Raw genomic sequence first — 20,233 nt, forward strand, 5'->3', positions numbered from 1 at the left:
GGGTGACAGGTTCAACAAACTCGTTATGAATCTTCTTTTATTAATCATAATAATCACCGGAGGGCAGTCAAACTTAAAGCATAAAACCCAATCCACCCCCTACCAAAAAGGGATGCACAGGGCCGCGAAGCAGTGTAATCCCCCCCATTTATAGAGGGCGTCATATGTAGAGCTTCTTAAGCTACCGGATTTTTCATTCTCGGTGGAATGCCGCCAATAGCTGAATTAGGACGCTCGTTATTATATGTCCATAACCAATCTGTAGCAAGTTTTTGAGCATGTTCAATTGATTCAAAATTGATCAAATCCAGCCATTCATGCCGAACCGTCCTGTTAAATCTTTCAATATAAGCATTCTGAGTCGGCTTTCCTGGCTGTATGAATATCAAATCAATTCCTTTATTTTCAGCCCAATTCTGTAATGCACCGCTACAATACTCTGGACCATTATCGCATCGGATAGCCAGTGGCTTTTCTCGCCACTCCAGAAGCTGATCAAGGGATCGAACAACTCTTAATGAAGGTAATGACAGGTCAACGTCAATGGCCAATCCCTCGCGATTATAGTCATCAATGACATTGAATGTCCGGAATGATCTACCATCCGATAATGTATCAGTCATAAAATCCATTGACCAAACTTGATCAGGTCTGGAAGGAACGTCCAGAGCATCTGGCTTATCACGTTTCAGCCGTTTCCGTGGTTTAATTCTCAGATTCAATTCCAATTCACGGTAGATCCGATAAACACGTTTATGATTCCAAGGATACTTCTTCACGTTCCTCAAATACAGAAAACAAAGACCGAAACCCCATCGTTTATAGGTCGTGGTTAATCGTAGCAGCCAGTCAGCGATAAGCTCATTCTCTGATCACATTTTAGGCTCATATCGGTAGCATGTTTCGCTGATTTTGAATGCTTTACACGCCAGATTAATCGTTATATCCTGGTGCTGTACATAAAACTGGGTCATCTCTTTGCGTTGAGATGGCTTTACCACTTTTTTTCTAATGCATCCTGTACAATTTCTGCTTTCAGACGTTCTTCAGCATACATCTTCTTAAGTCTGGCATTTTCTGATTCCAGTTCCTTCATTCTGGAAAGAAGGGATATATCCATGCCTCCATATTTGGATCGCCACCGGTAAAAAGTGCCGAACTGATATTGTTATCCCTGCAAATCTCAGTTACAGGTACACCACTTTCTGCTTTTTTCAGAATAGCCATTATCTGGCTGTCTGAAAATCTTGATTTCTTCATGTAGAAACTCCTTCAAATAGAATAAAGATTATTTCTACATATGGCGACCACTAATTTTCGGGGGGATTACACTTCTTCAAGATACTGTGCCATCGTTTTCTTATTATTCATTAAATAGAAAGTATCATAATAAGTTTGACGGCCCATGTTTATCACTTCTTCCAAATCAGATAGATTTCATTTTCGAATCTCCATAGCCTTTCCTTAGCCCGCAGATAAGGGCCTATTCAATTCACTCTCAGAGTCTTAAACATTTGCATCATCAATTGATAAGTTACGATAATTTAAGTCTTTTCTTTTGATAAAACCCATTGATTGCCAAAAGTCATTCCCTTTCTGATTTTCTGCAAATACAACTAAGGCGACTTTCTTTATTCCTTCCTCATCAAGAGCCGTTAAGACCTTGTGGATGAGGCTTTTACCGATACCTTGTCTATGGTAGTTCTGATGTACTACGGCATGGTAAATATACCCTCTTCGACCATCATGACCACATAAAATGACAGCTACTAGTTCCTTCCCTTTTCTGCAGACAAAGTTTGTGTTTGGATTTCTCTGTAAAAAGGCATTTATTCCTGACTCAGAATCATCAAGTGATCTTAATCCCATACCTTCTGTCTCCGACCAAAGATTAAATGCATCTTTGTAATCAGTCATGGACATCTTTGATATATTCAAAATGAACACTCCCTCTTTTATCAAACCTTGGTTCAATCGTTCCTGTTCTGATTCCGTAATAGAGCAAGAGAGTATACCGGAGCTTTACATACATCTACCCAGCACATAATACTCTTTTTATCTCAGATTTCTTTTTCCATATAATAGGAACCACTAATTCCTGTTGAACGTTTCATCCACCAGTGAGAATGCGAAGATTTTACCTGGAATCCGCAACTCTCATATAGCTTTTGGGCTTTGGGGTTTTCATAAATAACTAATAGCGACAGCCTCGACAGACCTTTCTGCCTGGCAATACTCTCTGCAAAATTTATAAGTTGGGTACCAACCCCTTTACCGCGGTATTTTGGAGCCACCCCCAGAGTGTCAATATATGCTTCTCCTTCTTTAATCTTATGGTAAAAGGTGGCACCAAGGAGTATTGTCTTTACGATGCCTAGCAGGCCATATTTACGGAGAAGTTCGTGATTGGAAAGTCCCTTTTTGGATTTTGATTTGTGTTTTATCGGTAATTTCAGTAATAAAAACCCCGCTACATGTCCATTGAGAACAGCAACAAAATTCAAATTTTGAGATTCGTGGTGAAAGAGAGCAAAATCACGTGCAAATGATAATTGCTGATCTTTGTTTTGAGTTACAAACTGGAATTTAGACGAAAAACCATCATTGAAAATTTGTAGCACCTCATCCTGGTGCTCTTGTTTACTTGGAATGATCTCTATTTCATACTTCATATTTTTTTCCTCAGTTATCGACAACCACTTTGAAGTGAAAAAACCTCGTTTGATGCTGAAAACGGCATAATAACTATCTGTTAGAATAGAACTCCATGTCTTTTTTGTCATAGGCCTTTGACCAATGAAATGGTTGAAGATCCCGGAGAGGGACTAGTTTCAGTGGAGAATCAGAGTCCGTGACTCCTACGTATACATCATCCCAATACATGAGTCTTTCCTGGCAGATGCCACAGGGAGTTAAAACCTTATATTCTGATTTTTCTGAATCCCTCACAACGCAAATAGAATGAGTGACTGCTTCATCCAATTTATGAGCTTCACAAATAGCCCCAGTTTCGATACAAAGGGATGCCCCTGCGTTGCATGTTTCTATAGCGATGCTAATCAAGAAGTTATTGTTAACTGTTCGTAATACGGCAGCTCCTCCCCATCCCGTTGGATAGCGATTTTCAATAAAAGTTTTAGCTTTTGAGAATAGGACCTGGGCTATCTCATTTTGTTGCATCTTTTCCTTCTTTTATCATTTAGTCTCACGCGAGTCTTCCGCGAAAATACGCAGTTCAGGAAGGCTATTTCAATAGTGATTCCCGAACTTTCTGCTATTCAATAATCGTTATTCTACTGACTTTTCCCAAATTGATTATTTCTATCTTTTTTTTCGTTTGGATTTTTAACCACAGATTTTCAACCTGAATTACAGAACCTTTTACTGTATCTGTAATTCCACTTATAACACCAAAGTGTACTATTACGTTTTTACCTTTTAGATCATCAAACATAATTACTCCTCTTTTAAATATTCTACCTTAAAAACAACATTGAGTGGATGCAGAAAGCCCCAAATACATTAGAATCTAGGACTGAATTATTTAAATTTTTGTTTAGCTGTGTTCTCCATAAAATGGCTTATGAAATCATTCATTTCTGTATTATCTTATTGAAACAATAAAATGTAGAATCCTTAAAGGGAATAAATATTTGTCCTAACCTTTGGTAGCCCATTCTTTCATACAACTTTAAGGCTGCAATATTTTCACTATAAGCATCTAATCTGATAAATAAATATTTTTCCTTTTGAGCAAAAGTCTTTATAAAATTCATGAATATTCTTGCAATTCCTTTTCCTTGCGAATCAGGATGTACAGATAATCGATGTACGACTAAAATCTTATTCTCATGAGTAGACCAGGAAATCTGACCATACTCTGAGGGTTGGTTTTCGTTCATTGCCGCGTAAGCGATGCATCGATGCTATCCTTTATGACATAGCCACAGCCATCTTTTATATCTTTTTTGATCAACTCAAAGCTCGGATAATCCTCATTCCACTGATATATTCCCTGATCTTCCATGGATGTTATACATTTAGAAATCATATCTATAATAGAATGACTATCCTGTTCATTTGCTTTCACTATATCCATACAGTCCTTCATATTTCCTGTCTGAACCAGTTGCTAGACCATTTTTGCTCAATTGATTAATACAGATTCTTTCATGTTTTGACTATTGAATCCCATCTTTTGTGACATTATATTCAGATTTCCTTTTTGGATTCATTGGAAACCAACCTTTTTCTACTCTTTGTTTTTGATGGAATAATTCACCGATACTCCATAATAAAGAAAAACCAAGAATCCCGAATCCTGATCGTAGTGTCTCAATATTTAAAATGACAGCAAGGCCGCATGATAATAATCCAAGAACCAGGAATAAAGGCCATATCTTAACTCCAAAGAAGTATTCACCTTTAATAACGACTGGATGAAGTACACCTATGATCATAAATGCTAAAAAACCTATCGCTAAGCCATCAATATACATAATATACACCTCCCGAAAGAAATAATTTTAGAACTAAATATTCATTTTGTTAATCAAATAGCAACTAAATGAAGTCTGAGCTGACCATTGTGCATCAATTCTTACACGGGTCACTCAATCTAAATTACATTGACAGCACATTTATTATCATGACTATTGCGGCTAGAAATGTTGTAATAGCAAAAATCCGTTTTAGATATTTGGGGTTTGTTTTAATCGCCAATTTTCCACCGAAAATTCCGGCTAGTATGGCTGCAATGGCTAAGGGGATGGCAAATTGAGGTTCAAAGTGTCCCCGCATGGTATGCCCTAAAAAACCCATTATTGCCGTTGCTGCAACCATTGCTGTGGATGTACCGACAGCAATATGCATAGGGACACCACATAGCAATACCATTAAGGGTATTTTGAATGAACCACCGGAAATACCAACAGAACCTGCTACTAAACCAGCCAGTGCCGTGATTGGAATTGTATACCACAAGTTGACGACATATTCTTCTTCTCCAAACTTTCTATGCCAATAACCAAATTGTTTCTCAGTATGAATAGGCCTTTCCTTAACCTTGATAAGCATAAATATTCCAGCTAAGACAAGAAAGCCTGATAGCACAATTTTTAATGTAGCCCCGCTGATATAATTGGAAAAGTATCCTCCCACAAATGCCATTATATCTGTTGGCGGATCAATAACCAAAGCAAGTTTCCAATCAACCATTTTCTTCTTGTTAAACACAAACATTCCGGTTATGGCTGCAATCATAAGAATAAACTGTCCCATGGTCGCAGCCTGATGCATTCCTAATCCGGCAATAACAAGCAATGGTACATAGAAATTGCCTCCACCCCTGCCAGACATGGTCATGATAAGGCCAATGGCAAAAACCGATATACTGATCATTATTATCTTTATCATTCTTTACTCTCGCTTTGGGCAATCTGCTTCAATATTGTCCCGGCTTTAAAATCATCTAGCAACAGGATGTGTCTTCCTGCAATTGTCTCAACCTTGTCTTTAGATCTTACATCCGCGATTAAATTCCTTGATATGAGTGGTTTAGAACCTGATTGAATAAGCCCTTTTTATAAAGCCCCGGAATGGATCTTGAAAATATCTATAGTATACACATCATCCCTTATTCCGTGTGGTATTGGCCAATATAAAATGACATTGACAGGGAAAATTAAGAGCTTAACTTCAGAAGCTCATTGTTTATCATGGAAGATTCTGTGAAGAACTGAAGTTCGCCTATTTGTGTGCAGCTAAGCGTATCCATGTATGTATAAACGGGTTCAATGATTCTTTTTTTGTTCGTAAGTTCGGATAAAACTTTCCTTGAAACACCTCAATTTACAGCAGCTTCAGTTACAGTCAGCCCAAGAGCTTTTTCCGTGGTGATTTAGTGGGAATAGAGAGATGTATTTCTCTTTTATGTGATCATTCTGATGAGGTTCCTCTGGCATATCTTGTTTTCGAAATGTATGAATTGGGCTGGAGAACAATGTCCACGAGGTGAAGCCTGTAGCGCTGTAGAGTATATATCTCTTGTTATATGCTTTTAATTTTATTCAATTGATTTATCTACCCAATTTGTCAGCTTGATTTCAAATCCATTTTTTTTATAGAGATCCTGTGCGGGAATATTATTCACCCCGGTAATACATGCTATATATTTAATATTTAGACTCTTTGACCATTTTTCAATAAACGCCAGTATTTCTGAAGCAATATTTTGTTTTCTGAAATTGGGGCTAACATAAAGCTCATTCATCCATAAGTAATCTGCTCCAGATTCTAGTCCAGCACAAATATTTCCAAATGCAAACGCTACAATAGTATTGTTTTGTGTATAGAGAAAAAAAATGGAATGGTTGGAATCAGCAAGAGCATTCTCTACTGACCTATCCCCAATAATTAGTACCACAATCTAGATTAGTTTTCAGCCAACAAATACAATGGAGGCTGATATGAAAAAGAGATTTACAGAAGAACAGATTGTAAGAATTCTGGGTGAACAAAAACTAGGAAAGAAGATTAAGGACATTGCCCGAGAATATGGGATTAGCGAGAATACTTTTTATATTTGGAAGAAAAAATATGGAGATATGTCTTCAAAAGAAATAGCTAGGTTAAAGCAGCTTGAACAGGAAAATGAAAATCTTAAAAAGCTTGTTGCAAACTTATCTCTGGATAATATGGCTCAAAAGGAAATCATAAAAAAGTTCTGCGACCCGGAGTAAAAAAAGATGCTGTTAAGCATGTTACAAAATGCTTCGGGTTATCCATCAGACGAGCATGCCGTTTAGTTCAAATACCACGATCTACATACCTTTATGATTCAAGGCCAAATGATGATGGTGAAATCATTAAGGAGATATATAAGATTCTGAAAAGAAATTCAAAATATGGCTGTGGAATGATCCATTTGAAATTGAGACAGAATAATATGTCTATAAACCATAAGCGGACGGAGAGGATCTATAACGAGCTAGGATTGCAACTTAAAAGACGAAAGCGTAGGAAGAAGATTTCATCAGAAAATAGAGAGCCTGCTGTAATTCCTAAGACTCCTGGTAAGTTATGGGCAAATGATTTTGTTAGTGACTCCATTGCCAGTCAGAGAAAACTCAAAATCCTGACTGTGATTGATCCAACGACAAACAGATCGCCAATCATTCATGCCGGATTTTCAATAAATGGGAGGCATGTTTCTGAGATCCTAGATAGAGCTGGAGAGAAATATGGATATCCCGAAACTTTACAGTGTGACAATGGACCAGAGTTTAGAAGCAAAGAACTAGATAAATGGTGTTATGAGAAAGGAATCAGAATAAGTTTTTCAAGGCCAGGAAAGCCAACCGACAACTGCTATATTGAGAGCTTCAATGGGACATTCAGAAATGAATGCTTAAATTCCCATTATTTTGAATCAATCAATGATGCTAGAGATATAATTGAAAATTGGTGGACTGAATACAATACTGAAAGGCCACAAAAACGATTAAAAGGAATGACACCGATAGAGTTTGAGAGTAAGCTAAATGAGTTGAAAACTAAACCTGCTGCTGGTCGAATCTAGGGGATAGGTCAGTGATCGGTTAGGTCAATATAGCATAAGAATTATTGATCAATGGAGAGTTTGTTTAAATCGGAATGAAGGTTCTCCATCTGAAGTAGTGATAATTGATTATCATTAGGAGATTAAGATGAACAGAATACCCGATATTACTCCCGGTGAGATCCTGAATGAGGAATTCTTGATACCTATGAGTATTACTGCGTATCGTTTATCGAAAGATACAAATATGCCATCAACTCGAATATCTGAAATTTTAAAAGGTCGAAGAAAAATCACTGCTGATACCGCGCTAAGATTATCTGCCTATTTTGGTAATTCAGCAGAATTCTGGTTAGGAATACAAGATGAGTTTGACTTAAGAGTTGAAAGACTGAAAATTCAAGATGATCTCAAAAAAATCCCACATGCAGTAGCATCATAAACACCTGTATATCGAAGCTAATGATATCAGGTAACACTAATCATTTATGACATTGCTTTTCGAGGCACGGAAGCCGAGGTTTTTTTTAAAAAAATCACAAGACAGAAATTGCCTATAACGTCCCGCGAATATGCGAAGTTGAAGTGAAACTAAAGGAGTGTTTTGCGAATGCGCAAAACCGACGGTCTTTATTTTACTTCTTCGTAAGCTTCAATTTGGGCGAAGGAGCTTTGATAAGGATTGAGCTTGGAATTTGAAATATTAATGGGAGTTCCGAAGATGGAACTCTTCTGGAATGGTCTTGTCAGCAAAAGAAGAGCAGGAACATTGAGCCAGGTATGAATTTAATAGATCCTATTGATTGGATTCCTGTTTTTGACTTTGGGATTACTTCTAATACCAAACATAAAGAGGAGTATTTCAGCCTTTTTTATTAATCCTTTTGGTTGAAGAATAGAGGGATGCTAACTAGCTGCAGGATGAGTGAGAACAGAAGACCTGAGCTGACCGTGAGGGAGAGGGCCGGCAGCATCCCCCCCGATTCATAAGGTCTAAAGAAGAGGGGTATGAGTCCGGCCAGGGTGGTCAACCCGGCTATCACTAACGTGGGGCTGCACAGTTTTATCCTCTCAATGACCTCAGTATATGAGGGTTTCTTCTTTGAGTAATCACCAAATATTACAAGGCCGTTATTAATCAGAAGTCCGGTGTTTAAAATCAATGAAAAGAAAACAGGAGACGATAGGGGCATTCCGGATATTTTTAGGGCTGCAAGGCTGACTAAGTGGCACAATAGAATCTGTGAAAACAGGTACAGGGGCAAAAAAAATGATTCATAGAGAAAAAACAGCAATAGCAATAATAACATCAGTGAAATAAAGAGTGACTTGAATAAGCCTCTTATATAGTGTTGCTGAGCCCGTTCATTCTCTCCCCATTTCATTTTGATCCCCTCGGGTAAGGGGTTTTGGTTTAGAACCTGCTGGATTGTTTGAGAGAGGTTTTTCAGTTGACCGGTTTGTGCATCTGCCCGGTGAAGGAGTGAAAAACTGAGGCTCCTAAGACCATTTTCATGATAGATTACCCCATATGCCTTCTCATCAGAAAAATCTGTGAAGGATATAAGCGGCTCCACTGTATTGTTGGGAACCCTGAATCTTTTTAAATCCTGAAGACTCATCTCTTTGTCATCAGGATCAAATATATGAACATCATATACTCTCTGGTCCATTTGTTTTAATCCGGGAGGAAACCACTTTCCGAGAACGGGCCTGTTTAAATGTAGATCGAGGATGGAAGCAAGCTGCCCGGGGCTTAGACTTCCAGCTTCGAATCTCTCTATTTTAGGTGTCAGCAACACGAGGGATGGCTGTTTTTTGTAGTGCTGAATGACTGGGTTTCCCGTGATAAGATGAAAAGATTTTGCGAGATCTGAGGCCATTGCGTATAAGACCGATCTGTCATAACCTTCCAGAGAGATTACTGATTCAGCCCCATTGTCCCTACTTTGAAAATATAGAAACCCTTCAATGCCTGAAAGGGTCCTCCTGATCTTCTGTATAAGATCATTTCGTTGCCTCTCATCTTTTAAACGGATATGAAAATTTGCTTTTTCATCCCTGTAACTACTTGTATAGAATTCGGCATCATTCAAGTGGGACAGTTCTTCTTCAAAAAAGGACAGCTCTTCTATGATTTTATTTTTCCCAACACCTGCGGGGTACTCAATGCTGAAATGCAAAGAAGGATCGGGAAGGGGGAATTCCTGTGTTACAGTGATGTTCTGAATGGACAAAATACAAATTATAAACAGTATGAAAAGGGCTATACAGCTGATATATCTGAAATTGAACAATGGAATAAAGAGCCCCTCCAGGAGTTTTCTTCTGCTTTGTTTTCTTCCGGGATTTTTGATTTGAAGGATTCCATTCATGATGATCAGAATGTAGAAGACCGAAAGGATCAGGCTGAAGCAAAGAGCTCCAATGAGTCCCGAATTTTGTATTTTTACTTCATAGGGGGCAAAGAGGAAGGATGTGAAAACCAGTAGGGTCGAGATCAGAGAAAAGATAATTGGACGAAAAGACCTTGATCTCCCTCTTTCCAGGTATATGACACCGCTGTCTATGATCAGGCCTGTGGACAAGGCTAGTCCTGCCAGTACAAGAACATCGATCTCCCATCCAAATATACGAAATAGGGCGAGAGTTCCGGAGAGTGAAAAAGGAATATTGAGGCAGAGTATGATGCTGCTTTTTATATCTCCTAAAAGTAAAAAGGTAATGCCCATAACAGAGATAAGTGAGAAGATCAGTATCTGAAGAATTTCCTTGAGAGCTTGTTCTATAAGCATCCCTTTGTCATATAAAATTTGTGTCCTACCGAGCTGGGTCCGGATGCTCCGAAGCTGTCGGCATAGAGAAATGGTATTGGCATCGCCCGACTCTTTGATCCAAACCATCGGTTTTTCCTCGCCATTGACCCTGGACTGGATGGGCTGTATAGCATCACTCAGAACAATTTCCGAGATGTCTCCCATGCACATTCCTCTTGTTATTTGCTGTTTGTAGAAATCATCTATGGATGAATACCGGAAATCAAGGAGCAGAAGTTTTTGGCCTTGAATTTCCAGGCATCCAGGAAGGTTTTCCCGGTTAAGAATCTGAGCCATTTCACCTGTTGTTAGATTTATGGAATGAAGCATATCCTGTTTGACCTGGATATTTACATCCTTCTTCGGAACAACGCTAACATCTATCTGACCCACACCCTTTACCTGCTTGAACAGGGATTCTACTTTTTCCTCTGTTAGCCCGTATTCAGTTTGGAGTATGAAAACAGGCAAAGCATTGTTGTCATTTTTACTGATGCGTGGTTTTTGAGTCCTTTCTGGAAAATCCATTCTGTCCAGGATTTCCCTCAGTTCCAGATAGCATTTACCAAGATTTGCATCATCATCCAGAAACAGTGTGATCTGGGATTGTTCATCTTCTGAACGCGATATCATTTTCTTTACATGGTTCATTCTCAATAGGTTCGATTCCAGAGGATTTGTTATAAGAGTTTCAATTTGGTCCTGCCAGACCCCTTTGAGTTCGATACTGATTGACAAAATCTTTCTTCCGCTTTGTGGGTAATATGAAAATTGAAGTTCTGCAATGATCAGGACAAATAGAAGAGACAGGGTCAGAAGCAGAAGGACCGCTCTGTTTCTATGTGCTGAATCAATCATGTTTTTTAAAACATCTTATATAGAGGACCGGGATCAAAAACATCGTCAGAACTGCACCGGGAATCATGCCACCCAAAACGGCCAGGGGCATAGACAGTTGTGAATCACCACTTTTGAAGGATGTGATGATGATCGGGACTAAGGCAGCAATGGTCGTTAAGGCCGTAGCGCTAATTGGGCGAATCCGTTTTACCGATGAGGTGAGTACAGGGGCTAAAGACTCACTCTTATAAGAGGAAACGAGAAGGATCGCCCCATTGACGATGGTGCCCTGCAGTATGAGGAGTCCCATAAAAGAGTAGAGGTTTAAACTTTGGTTAAAGAGTTTTAATATACCAAAACTTCCGGGAAGGGATAGGGGAATGGAGCAAAAAAGAAGAAGGGCCTTTGGGATCGATCCCGATTGGATACCCAGTACGAGAAACATCAGAACCAGGGCAAACAGATAGAGTCTCATCAACTGTCCTTCTTCCCGATGGATGGTCTCGTTCATCTTTATGTCTGTGGGAAGTGCGTCTTTCAGTCCTTTCATCTCTGTCTCATCCAAGCCTGGCTGGATTGCCAGGATCGGCCTCATATACAGTCTGTTCAATCTGTACAATTCTGCAGAATTGGTCTTTTGTACTATTTTTCCCAGCTGTTCCAGCCTGATCCGGCTGGTTTCATTTTTGATTCCAATTTGAGCCAGGTCATCCCGGGTGCTGCGGTACTCTGTGGAGGCTCTCAGTAGAACCGGTGTTTTTTCATGATCATTGGACAGACGAATCTCTCCGGCTATTGAGCCTTGTATGTCCGCCGAGAGGGTTTTCAGTAGATCCATTCCTGCCAGTCCGGAGGCGTTCAGGCTCTCCTCATCAGCCATAAACTGGAAGACTGTCAAATGGCTGTTCTTCCGATCTTCAAAACCCTCTTCCAGTGTATAGTCCTCTAAAAGCTCCCTCTCCTGACACAACAAGAGGCTGTCTATATCCATGTCACCTCTTAACAGAGATTCGAACATGGACTGTTCTGCTTGGTAGTATTCCCCCGATGACAGGGACTTTTTAAACCCTCTTTCATCCACTTCTGAGTCGAATTGAATATGAATGTTGAGGTCATGAAGGCTGCGCCCCGCCTCTGATCTCCCTTTCAGGCGGTCAACATCAAAACCGGACTCCAGATACAGTTGTTTGATCCTATGATTTGTCATCAGGGTCCTTATTTTTTCTTGAGCCGCTTTTTGCACCGTCTCAAAGTCCATATCCCTATCTAAAGTCATAGATAGAATTCCCTTCTCTGAATTTTCGTCTGGAAGAATTTCAAGGGGAAGGCTGTGAAACAGAAGTACAGTGATGACAATCAATAAACATATGAAGATCCATAAGAGGCCTGTTTTCTTCACTGCTAAGGTTATGATTTTTTTGTAAACCCTCTGATCCTCTGTTTTACATTTTTCCTTCTTTTGTGGTTCACATAACAGGCTGAAACAGGCAGGGGTGAAGGAAAGGGAGACCGGGAGAGTCAGGATGACGGTCAGAAGGATTGTTACAATCAGATCATGGAATAAAACGGAGGTGATTCCCGGAACAAAAAGGGGCGGTAAAAAGACAATTATGGTCGTCAGGGCGGAGGTCAGTAGAGCCCGAAGGATGGTGGTTACTTTTCCTTCGGGCTGATTGATCTCTTCCAGAACGACAATATGCTGTCTGCAATGAGTCCGACGCTGACCACCATGCCCATTAAAGAGAGTGTGTTCAGCGAAATCTTGAGTAGGTGCATAAAAAAAAATACAAAGACCAGTGTGACCGGAATACTCAAGGATGTGATCAGGGGAATGAACGCTGTTCTGTAGAGTACAAAGAGAACGGCTGTTGCGGCTGCCAGTCCCCAAAAGAGGGTCATCAGCAGATTCTGGAAAGATTTTTTAATACTGGTACCTGATTCTTCCAGCAGAACAATTTCAAGACGGTCTTCGTACTCCTTCTGGAGTTCTGTAACACGATTTAAAATGGAGTCTACAGCCTGTATGGTTCCCGATGAAGCCTTCTTGTAAAGGTCTAAGCCCATACCCGGTTTATCATCGAGTAAGAACAGGGATGTTGGTTCCTGGCAATCCAGGGAAAGGGAGGCAATATCCGAGATGGCTATCCCCCTCCCCGGAAAGGGGTGGAGATCTTTCAGTCCCTGAAGGCTTGAAAGACCTGTATCAATTTTTACAAGACGTTTAATTCCGGAGTCTGAAATTTCACCGATGCTCCGGCTGACCAGGTATCCGGAAAGCGCTTGCGAGCATTCATTCACGGTCAGGTTCATTGTTTCGAGTGAATTCATATCCAGATCGATGTGAACAACTGGTTTTCTAAGGCCCTTAAATTCAACAAGAGACACATCATCCAGCCATTGAAACTCTCCCCGAATTTCGTTGTGAACGAGGTTGTAAAGTTCTTCAATTTTGTATTGCCCATGGGGTATGAGAGCCAGGGTCACGCAGGGCCTGTCGGATAAGTCGGATGTGTAGACTACAGGCTTTTTCACTCCCTGGGGAAGTTGGGGATAGAGGGTATCTATGCTTTCACGGATCTCCACTGAGGCCTGTGATAGGTCGGCTTTCCAATCAAAGGTTAAGCTGACAGAACTTGTTCCTGCCTTGGATACGGAATTCATTGCTTTAATATCCCTGACCGTGGACAGTGCATTTTCCATGGGAATGGTAACAAGCTGTTCCATTTCTTCGGGAGGAAACCCCGAAAAGGCTGCCGCAATTCGTATTTCTGGTACTTTAAGTGCGGGAAGCTCCTCTCTAGGCAGTTCAAAAAATGAGATGACACCAAAGAGAATCATCCCCGTCCAGGCCATGAGAACGGAAATAGGATGATCTTGGGCCCAGAGATGAAGGTTCATGGCTGATTCACAGTCATTGTCCAGGGATCTACCAGAGGATTGCCCAGGGTGTCCGTCAGAGATTCGGACAGGGAGAAGGTAATCACCCCGGGAAGTCCTGAATCAACAATATCCAGATGGATTCTAATCAGACTTTCATTGGATGCGGGTATTCTCACAGGTTCCGGGTTGAGCGTTCCATGGTACAGTTCATATTCAGTCGGCACAAAACTCACAACCGATGAATCGATGCCAAAGGCATCCATAAACGCAAATTGACTGATCTCTCCTGCGGGTGAGCGGGAAAAGAGAAAATCCAGGAAGGCCGTTGAAGAATCTATAGCCCCCAGAGCCGAGTTCAGACTCAGAATCTGAGGATTCCCGGTGGCACTGTCGGCGCAAAAAGACAAGGACAGTACTTCTGGAGGACGGCTTTTCTCACCATTTACCAAAAGAAGGAATTTCTCATCCATTATTGTCATCTCATAGTCGTACTCCCAATGGAGAGATTCAAAACGGAGGGTAAAATCCTGACAGTTGCTGTCCCATGTCACATTGTAAGGGGAGTCTGGAAGAAGGTTTATAAAATTGAGCCGTTCTTCTTCATTCAGGGGCTTATCCATATGCCCTGTAATCTCATCATCTTTTTCCACACCCGGATGGATCTCTCCCGGGAGAAGAGGCGTTCCACTTGAGGTCAGGAGGAGATATTCCAGAACGGGATCTTCCCGTACGGGGACTTTGTAAGAAAGATTCACATCTCTGTCCATCGGGTTCCCCCATGGGTCCATCAGGGATTTTGATATAGTCATATCGTATATTTCTCCCGGTTTAAAATCTTCCAGAGGATGGAAAATGACCGAAGTATCCATCCATTGGAGGTAAAACTTCAAATTCGGGGATATTGAAAAAGCCTCTATGAAGCTCTGCTGATCCAGGGGCTCAGAAAACTCAAGGGTAAACTCTTGCCTGAGATCTGTAATGTTCGAACTGTCGGTGGGGAAGGCGCTTATAAAAAAGGGCGGGTCCTGGTCCTCTCCCGTAAAAAAATTTGCAGACCATTCATGAGGCAAGGAGTTGCCGTATCTGTCTTCGGCTGTATCTTGAAGATTCAGACGGTAAGATTTGTTCTCCTGAAATCCCAGATAGGGCCGGAATCTCATTTTCTTTTCATCCCATGTAAAAAATCCTTGAATTTCAAGGGCATCCTCAGTTAGAGAAAAGGCCTTTTCACTGAGGTTTCTATCCATCTTTGTGGAAAAGATAAGACTCACTTCCTGAACTTGCGTTCCATCCTGAAACCCTTCTCCCGGAAACCAAGCTTCAACAACAGGGGTGTCCATATGCCTGAACTCTTCCATAAAACGGCAGTTCGTAAAGAAAGGGAGGCATAACATCAGGTACAAAAGGGGACTCCTTTTCATAAGGGGCCTATCCGAAAGAGCTGCCGGACCGGGGAGGGCAGAAAACTGCCTTCATCGTTGATAATTCCTCCTTCACCCCCGGGAAGTTCAATCATATAGTAGTATTCCTGCTCATTGTCCGCATTGAAGCCATTGAAAAGAACAGTCATTGAATAATCGCTGCTCCAGGAAAATAATCCGGCCTGGGGACTGCCTCCGGAACTGAATATTTCATAAATTTTAAGACTGTTCTGAACTTCCTGTTTTTCCCTGTCGCTGATGAAGGGCCTTGAAAAGGTAAAACGGAAGGTCAGACTGAAAGGGGAGACCGGGCCGGCCGGAAGATCATAAGAAGTATCAGAACTAAAATCATTGAGTGAGAAGCCCCCATAGGAAAGGCATTCCATACAGGTCAGGGCCAACTCTTCAAGATTGGGAGTAAAAATAAGAATAAAGTCGGAAGTCATCTGGATCCCTGTATTTCCTCGTGCCGATGTGGCGAGGCCGAGCCTGTACGACTGGGACATGACAAAGCGGTCTTCCGGAAGAAATATAAGATCTTCAATCCCTGGTCTTTGGGGGTCTTCTTGCCAGAAAAAATCACCCGCCAATGAAGGGCTGAGGGACAGAGCATTTTCTGTACTTATGTGATCCATGGCTTGTGAAAATCGGATTCTCAGGGCCTGATCCACAGCGAGGTTGGTCAAATCTGCTTCCAGAGATTCGAATCCTCCTGACAGGTCTCTGCTACAACTTCCCACAGACATGACCGAGGGGATATCAGTACCGTATTGGGCAAAAAAGGAGTGTTCATATCCGGCCAATAATGGATTACCATCCTGGTCTTCTACATCCTTGGAGAACCTGAGGGTATAGGTCTCCAGGTTTTCCCATTTCTCCCGGGGGCTCACAAGCAGAGTCTGTTCGGACCATGTGGTCTCTACCTTTGTGTTCGGGCTGATACTGAATCCCCTGAGCAGGGTGGAATCCTCAACTTTCGATGAAAACAGGATTCCTATCTCGGTTTCTTCTGAGCCAAGCACTCCTGAGGAGGGGTGGACAGATAGGACTCTTAGGGGTGTCAGCTCTTTTTTGTCCCAATAGAAGGGAAGAGAACACTTGGATTCGGCGGTTTTCCCGTTACTAAAACGGTAAAAACCAATAATTTCCAGGCGGTACTCCAGGCCAGACACCGGCTCGGATAGGGGCTCAATCCAGAGGGTCTTCTCATCTTTCCATTGGAATCGGATATCCAGTTTTCCCTCATAATCTTTGATGCTTACAATATTTTCAACGGAATAATGATCTACACCCCGGGTAAAAATGATGCTCACAGGACTCCCGCCGGGCAGTACTTCATACTCCTTTGAGGGGGAAGAGATAAAATCTTGTTGCTGAGTCAGATCCACAAGTTTACAGCCCATAGAAACCAGGGCAAGGAAGCATATCGTTAGCCACCGACCTTTCATCGGACCCTCACTTCCATTCCGTTCATCAGTGATTCAGGAGGACTCATGACAATATGATCACCCTCTGCCAGGCCGTCTAAGACGGGATATTTTCCATCTGCTTCTTCACCAAGGATTATTTTTTTAAGAAACACTATATTCCTGCGAATAACAAAGACAGAAGACGCGTCTCCACGGCTTAACGCTTCGTCTGGTATGACTATCTGCTCTTCGGGCTGACTCAACTGGATCTGTACTCTTACAAATTGTCCAATTTTAAAGGCAGCTTCACGATTGTCTATCATGACCCTTACCTCAGAGCTTCTGGATTCTTTTTGAATCCATGGGGAAATCCTGTGGATGTGACCCCAGTGTTCAAATCCATCCCGATCACTTAAAATACGAACTTCCTGACCAATTTTTATATTCAGCAGTTCCTTTTCGCTTAATTGGAGAATTGCCAATACACGGTCTATGGGATAGATCATGTAAAGGGGCTGATCCTCCTGTGCTTTTTCACCTATATTCATATATTTTTTAGCGATGATGCCATCGATGGGAGCTCTGATCCGGCATTCATCCATGTACAGTTCCAGAGTCTTTATCCTTGTTAAGGCTGCCTCCCATTCCGATCTGGCAAGCTGAGCCTCTGCTGTTTGGACCCTCGTGTTCAGCTCTATGAATAAATTGATCCATTCATCCTGATCTTCCGGTAGTTTGAAACCTTCCTGGAGTAGGTCTTCCTCTCGGAATCCTATCTTCTTCATTTTGAGACTGTACTCCGATTGTTTTAAGGCCGTTTCTTTTTCCCTTGAGTTCAGTTCAACCGAAAGAAGCTCCTCTTCGGTGATTCCCCCGGCTTCAAAGAGCAGCTTTTTATTTTCTAGGATCGAGTGAATCCGGTGCAGATCCTCCCTCTTTTGTTCCAGGTCCAACTCGGCATTTTTTATGGTCAGAAAATGAGATTCCATGGTCCGCCTGCTGTCATTCAATTTTTGATCCGCCAGAAGCAGTGCCGCATGTTTTGTGTCAATATCCGCCTTTGTCTCTTCCATCTGAAGTTCCAGCTTTCTAAAATCCAGGAGCGCCAATAGCTCACCTTCCTTAACGGGATCTCCCTCTTCAAAATACAGATCGTTTATGGTCTCTCCAAAAGTGGGTACAACATCCGCTTTATACAGGTAGCCGATGGTTCCATAGGTTCTGATCTCATTCTTTGTCAGCTCTTTTTGGCACACATATCCCTGTATCAGCGGCACTTCTTCCTGGGGATTCGATTCTTCGGGGATTTTTTTATTACAACTGAAAGTGATCAAAAGGCAACAAAAGAGGAGCAGTTCCTGTTTCATCATTTGTCCGGATACCATATGAGAGTTCCCTCCTGTCTGTTCCTGGTCATCCCGCAGATCTTTTCAAGTTCAATTTCGTTGCTGTAGAGGATGACTATATTTTCTATTAGCTCTGTTTTTTGATTGGCCAGGCGGATTTCGGACATGATGTAATCGAGTCTGGTCAGTTCTCCTATGTTCATCCTGGACTCTTCAATTTTGAGCTTTTCCGACTCCATCCTGATTTTTTCTCTAGTGACCTCCAGCCTCTGCAGGTTCAGTTGTATGGAGTGGGTGAGGGCTCTAACCTGATGGTCTATGGAACGCTTCATCTCCTCCAAACGGCGCTGCATAGAATAGAGGGCGGTTCCCGATGAGAATGAATCGGCAAGACCTTCCAAATTCTCTCCTATGTAGAGTGCTGAGTCGGTCGATAAATTATGTTCGCTCCTGCTGGATTTTCCCGCCTGAACCCCTATACTGCCCGGCAAAAGGGGGGTCTGGAAGCTGAAGTCCAGACCCAGGGAAAAGGATGGTTCATCCAGAGGAAAATCCATGGCCGACAGGGAGTAATCAAATGTGGCCTCTATTTTGGGAATCCAATGGATTCTTGAATCCAGAAGCGCTCTTCGGGCATTGCTCTCCTGCCTATAGAGGCTCATCAGATCCGTATTGTATTCCTGTGCTTTGGTTTTCAAAAGAGAAATATCATTGGGAGTTCCATGGGTGAACAAGGGAGAATCTCCCTTATAATCCTGATTCAACTGTCCCGAAAGGGGGGGCAGTTGTTCCAGGGGTAGGTATAACAGCGTAGCCAGAGCATAGCGGCTCTGAAGGAGACCTTCTTCTGTGTCTTTTATATTCAGAGAATATTCTATGGCATTGATTTGGATTTCTAGAAAATCAGACTCCTTCATGGTGCCCAATTCCATTTCAAGAGCCGCAATTTTGATTTGTTCCAGCAGATTTTCAAAAGAGCGGTTTTGGATTTCAAGAACCTGGATGTTTTTAAGAACATCTACATATTGGAGAACAACCTCATGGGCAATCTCTTCGCTGAGGTCCCGGGCCTGGAGATCCCGGAGTTTCAGATCTCGATAGCTTGAGCGGTAGGCGGCTAGATCCCGTCCTCCGTTGAAAAGGACCTGACTCAGGGATACACTCAGTTTTTTTATCCTGGAATCCGGTGAATTTTGGGTTACAGAATCTGTTGCTGAGTATCCCAACTGGAGGCTTGGAAAAAATTGACGAAGCTGCAGATGGAGTCTGCGCCAGGCATCCAGTCTTTCAAAATTATCATTGACGATAAGCTCGTTCTGTTCTAGAGCAAGCTGCACCGACTCATCAAGGTTCATGGTCTTCAGGCTCAGTCCATGAACTGCGGAGGCCGAAATCAGAAGGATGATGAACAAGGGGGCAAGGTGTTCCATCAAAACAGTTTTTTAAACCCCTTTTCGAGCTGACCGTACAGGAAGGACGATGAAAAAAAAGAATTTTCAGATTCTTCTGTATGATAATACCTGGCCAGGAAATCCCCTTCTGCATTCACTATGAGCAGTTCGAGAGCGAGTGTCTTGACGAGTCTGTAATCTTTTAAGAAGGAATACTCTCTTAGATAAAGGTTGACCCTGGCTTCTTTGGCGTCTTTTTTTGTGATCTGGCTGTTTTGTCTGTCTATGAGAAGGGTGAGAGTCTGCTTGGCCAGGCTCAATGTCTCATCCCGATTCATATCGCTTTTAAGGCTTATATTTCCGCTAAGGAGAAAGACCTGCTCCTCTGACCGGGTATTCATGAAAAGATTGTGTTTTGCATATCCCGGCAGGATTTTCATGGTAGTGCAGGACGGGGTAAAAAGCAGGAGGGGGATGAGAATAATAAAGGATCTCATTTTCATCGGTTTTTCCTATGGTCAGAACAGAACTATCCACTTTAGAACACCCATTTTAGGGGTCCTTGTGTATGG

20 protein-coding genes and 1 pseudogene are annotated in these 20,233 nt (G+C 41.9%); 3 read left to right on the plus strand and 18 right to left on the minus strand.

Annotation, left to right across the window (positions count from 1 at the left end; genetic code table 11):
• Nucleotides 1–176: 176 nt before the first annotated feature.
• The 10 genes and pseudogenes from EXM22_RS04215 to EXM22_RS04255 form a co-directional block, all read right to left on the minus strand.
• A pseudogene (locus EXM22_RS04215) lies at nt 177–1,260 on the minus strand (IS3 family transposase).
• 246 nt (nt 1,261–1,506) lie between these two features.
• On the minus strand, nt 1,507–1,938 hold the full coding sequence (locus EXM22_RS04220; RefSeq protein WP_210411550.1) for a GNAT family N-acetyltransferase: 432 nt from the start codon (nt 1,936–1,938) through the stop codon (nt 1,507–1,509).
• Between the two features lie 122 nt (nt 1,939–2,060).
• On the minus strand, nt 2,061–2,672 hold the full coding sequence (locus tag EXM22_RS04225) for a GNAT family N-acetyltransferase (protein ID WP_168203335.1): 612 nt from the start codon (nt 2,670–2,672) through the stop codon (nt 2,061–2,063).
• Nucleotides 2,673–2,745: 73 nt separating this feature from the next.
• Nucleotides 2,746–3,180, minus strand: a complete 435-nt coding sequence (locus EXM22_RS04230) for a cytidine deaminase (protein WP_149485313.1) — start codon at nt 3,178–3,180, stop codon at nt 2,746–2,748.
• Nucleotides 3,181–3,274: 94 nt separating this feature from the next.
• Complete coding sequence (locus tag EXM22_RS04235; protein WP_149485314.1) at nt 3,275–3,454, minus strand: hypothetical protein; 180 nt, start codon at nt 3,452–3,454, stop codon at nt 3,275–3,277.
• A gap of 139 nt (nt 3,455–3,593) precedes the next feature.
• Nucleotides 3,594–3,902 (minus strand): GNAT family N-acetyltransferase, encoded by a 309-nt coding sequence (locus tag EXM22_RS18310; RefSeq protein ID WP_210411551.1) that lies wholly within the window; start codon nt 3,900–3,902, stop codon nt 3,594–3,596.
• Nucleotides 3,899–4,099: a hypothetical protein gene (locus tag EXM22_RS18315; RefSeq protein ID WP_210411552.1), complete on the minus strand. Its 201-nt coding sequence runs from the start codon at nt 4,097–4,099 to the stop codon at nt 3,899–3,901. The genes EXM22_RS18310 and EXM22_RS18315 overlap by 4 nt, the downstream gene beginning before the upstream one ends.
• 82 nt (nt 4,100–4,181) lie before the next feature.
• On the minus strand, nt 4,182–4,499 hold the full coding sequence (locus EXM22_RS04245; protein ID WP_149485315.1) for a DUF4491 family protein: 318 nt from the start codon (nt 4,497–4,499) through the stop codon (nt 4,182–4,184).
• Between the two features lie 124 nt (nt 4,500–4,623).
• Nucleotides 4,624–5,415: a sulfite exporter TauE/SafE family protein gene (locus EXM22_RS04250; RefSeq protein WP_149485316.1), complete on the minus strand. Its 792-nt coding sequence runs from the start codon at nt 5,413–5,415 to the stop codon at nt 4,624–4,626.
• Between the two features lie 649 nt (nt 5,416–6,064).
• Complete coding sequence (locus EXM22_RS04255) at nt 6,065–6,424, minus strand: GNAT family N-acetyltransferase (protein ID WP_168203336.1); 360 nt, start codon at nt 6,422–6,424, stop codon at nt 6,065–6,067.
• A 43-nt stretch (nt 6,425–6,467) separates the two neighbouring features.
• On the opposite strand from EXM22_RS04255, the gene EXM22_RS04260 reads away from it, so the two are divergent.
• The 3 genes from EXM22_RS04260 (at nt 6,468) to EXM22_RS04270 (ending at nt 8,000) form a co-directional block, all read left to right on the plus strand.
• Complete coding sequence (locus EXM22_RS04260; RefSeq protein WP_168203337.1) at nt 6,468–6,740, plus strand: transposase; 273 nt, start codon at nt 6,468–6,470, stop codon at nt 6,738–6,740.
• Entirely contained in the window at nt 6,725–7,579 is an 855-nt protein-coding gene (locus tag EXM22_RS04265; RefSeq protein ID WP_149485319.1) for an IS3 family transposase, read from the plus strand. The genes EXM22_RS04260 and EXM22_RS04265 overlap by 16 nt, the downstream gene beginning before the upstream one ends.
• A gap of 127 nt (nt 7,580–7,706) precedes the next feature.
• Complete coding sequence (locus EXM22_RS04270; protein ID WP_149485320.1) at nt 7,707–8,000, plus strand: HigA family addiction module antitoxin; 294 nt, start codon at nt 7,707–7,709, stop codon at nt 7,998–8,000.
• A gap of 433 nt (nt 8,001–8,433) precedes the next feature.
• Here the strand turns inward: EXM22_RS04270 and EXM22_RS04275 are convergent, their stop codons facing one another.
• The 8 genes from EXM22_RS04275 to EXM22_RS04310 are packed head-to-tail and all read right to left on the minus strand — an operon-like array spanning nt 8,434 to nt 20,164.
• Nucleotides 8,434–11,232 (minus strand): efflux RND transporter permease subunit, encoded by a 2,799-nt coding sequence (locus EXM22_RS04275; RefSeq protein WP_149485321.1) that lies wholly within the window; start codon nt 11,230–11,232, stop codon nt 8,434–8,436.
• Nucleotides 11,225–12,910 carry an efflux RND transporter permease subunit gene (locus EXM22_RS18485; protein ID WP_281289978.1) on the minus strand — a complete coding sequence of 562 codons (1,686 nt, stop codon included), beginning with the start codon at nt 12,908–12,910 and terminating at the stop codon, nt 11,225–11,227. Before EXM22_RS18485 ends, EXM22_RS04275 begins: the two co-directional genes overlap by 8 nt.
• Nucleotides 12,868–14,112, minus strand: a complete 1,245-nt coding sequence (locus EXM22_RS18395; RefSeq protein WP_149485323.1) for an efflux RND transporter permease subunit — start codon at nt 14,110–14,112, stop codon at nt 12,868–12,870. The genes EXM22_RS18485 and EXM22_RS18395 overlap by 43 nt, the downstream gene beginning before the upstream one ends.
• Nucleotides 14,109–15,488 (minus strand): Ig-like domain-containing domain, encoded by a 1,380-nt coding sequence (locus EXM22_RS04290; protein ID WP_246157104.1) that lies wholly within the window; start codon nt 15,486–15,488, stop codon nt 14,109–14,111. The genes EXM22_RS18395 and EXM22_RS04290 overlap by 4 nt, the downstream gene beginning before the upstream one ends.
• A 23-nt stretch (nt 15,489–15,511) precedes the next feature.
• Nucleotides 15,512–16,963: an Ig-like domain-containing domain gene (locus EXM22_RS04295; RefSeq protein WP_149485325.1), complete on the minus strand. Its 1,452-nt coding sequence runs from the start codon at nt 16,961–16,963 to the stop codon at nt 15,512–15,514.
• Nucleotides 16,960–18,309, minus strand: coding sequence for an efflux RND transporter periplasmic adaptor subunit (locus EXM22_RS04300; RefSeq protein ID WP_149485326.1), 1,350 nt, complete (start codon nt 18,307–18,309; stop codon nt 16,960–16,962). The genes EXM22_RS04295 and EXM22_RS04300 overlap by 4 nt, the downstream gene beginning before the upstream one ends.
• Nucleotides 18,291–19,700 (minus strand): TolC family protein, encoded by a 1,410-nt coding sequence (locus EXM22_RS04305; protein WP_246157105.1) that lies wholly within the window; start codon nt 19,698–19,700, stop codon nt 18,291–18,293. The genes EXM22_RS04300 and EXM22_RS04305 overlap by 19 nt, the downstream gene beginning before the upstream one ends.
• Nucleotides 19,700–20,164 (minus strand): hypothetical protein, encoded by a 465-nt coding sequence (locus tag EXM22_RS04310; protein ID WP_149485328.1) that lies wholly within the window; start codon nt 20,162–20,164, stop codon nt 19,700–19,702. Before EXM22_RS04310 ends, EXM22_RS04305 begins: the two co-directional genes overlap by 1 nt.
• Nucleotides 20,165–20,233 lie beyond the last annotated feature (69 nt).

Source organism: Oceanispirochaeta crateris (assembly GCF_008329965.1).
Lineage (GTDB): Bacteria > Spirochaetota > Spirochaetia > DSM-2461 > DSM-2461 > Oceanispirochaeta > Oceanispirochaeta crateris.

Coding starts and splice junctions, on each gene's coding strand:
- EXM22_RS04225 (WP_168203335.1), bottom strand. CDS start 2,672: ATGAAGTATGAAATAGAGATCATTCCAAGTAAACAAGAGCACCAGGAT.
- EXM22_RS04230 (WP_149485313.1), bottom strand. CDS start 3,180: ATGCAACAAAATGAGATAGCCCAGGTCCTATTCTCAAAAGCTAAAACT.
- EXM22_RS04235 (WP_149485314.1), bottom strand. CDS start 3,454: ATGTTTGATGATCTAAAAGGTAAAAACGTAATAGTACACTTTGGTGTT.
- EXM22_RS18310 (WP_210411551.1), bottom strand. CDS start 3,902: ATGAACGAAAACCAACCCTCAGAGTATGGTCAGATTTCCTGGTCTACT.
- EXM22_RS18315 (WP_210411552.1), bottom strand. CDS start 4,099: ATGGATATAGTGAAAGCAAATGAACAGGATAGTCATTCTATTATAGAT.
- EXM22_RS04245 (WP_149485315.1), bottom strand. CDS start 4,499: ATGTATATTGATGGCTTAGCGATAGGTTTTTTAGCATTTATGATCATA.
- EXM22_RS04250 (WP_149485316.1), bottom strand. CDS start 5,415: ATGATAAAGATAATAATGATCAGTATATCGGTTTTTGCCATTGGCCTT.
- EXM22_RS04260 (WP_168203337.1), top strand. CDS start 6,468: ATGAAAAAGAGATTTACAGAAGAACAGATTGTAAGAATTCTGGGTGAA.
- EXM22_RS04270 (WP_149485320.1), top strand. CDS start 7,707: ATGAACAGAATACCCGATATTACTCCCGGTGAGATCCTGAATGAGGAA.
- EXM22_RS04275 (WP_149485321.1), bottom strand. CDS start 11,232: ATGATTGATTCAGCACATAGAAACAGAGCGGTCCTTCTGCTTCTGACC.
- EXM22_RS18395 (WP_149485323.1), bottom strand. CDS start 14,112: ATGAACCTTCATCTCTGGGCCCAAGATCATCCTATTTCCGTTCTCATG.
- EXM22_RS04290 (WP_246157104.1), bottom strand. CDS start 15,488: ATGTTATGCCTCCCTTTCTTTACGAACTGCCGTTTTATGGAAGAGTTC.
- EXM22_RS04295 (WP_149485325.1), bottom strand. CDS start 16,963: ATGAAAGGTCGGTGGCTAACGATATGCTTCCTTGCCCTGGTTTCTATG.
- EXM22_RS04300 (WP_149485326.1), bottom strand. CDS start 18,309: ATGGTATCCGGACAAATGATGAAACAGGAACTGCTCCTCTTTTGTTGC.
- EXM22_RS04305 (WP_246157105.1), bottom strand. CDS start 19,700: ATGGAACACCTTGCCCCCTTGTTCATCATCCTTCTGATTTCGGCCTCC.
- EXM22_RS04310 (WP_149485328.1), bottom strand. CDS start 20,164: ATGAAAATGAGATCCTTTATTATTCTCATCCCCCTCCTGCTTTTTACC.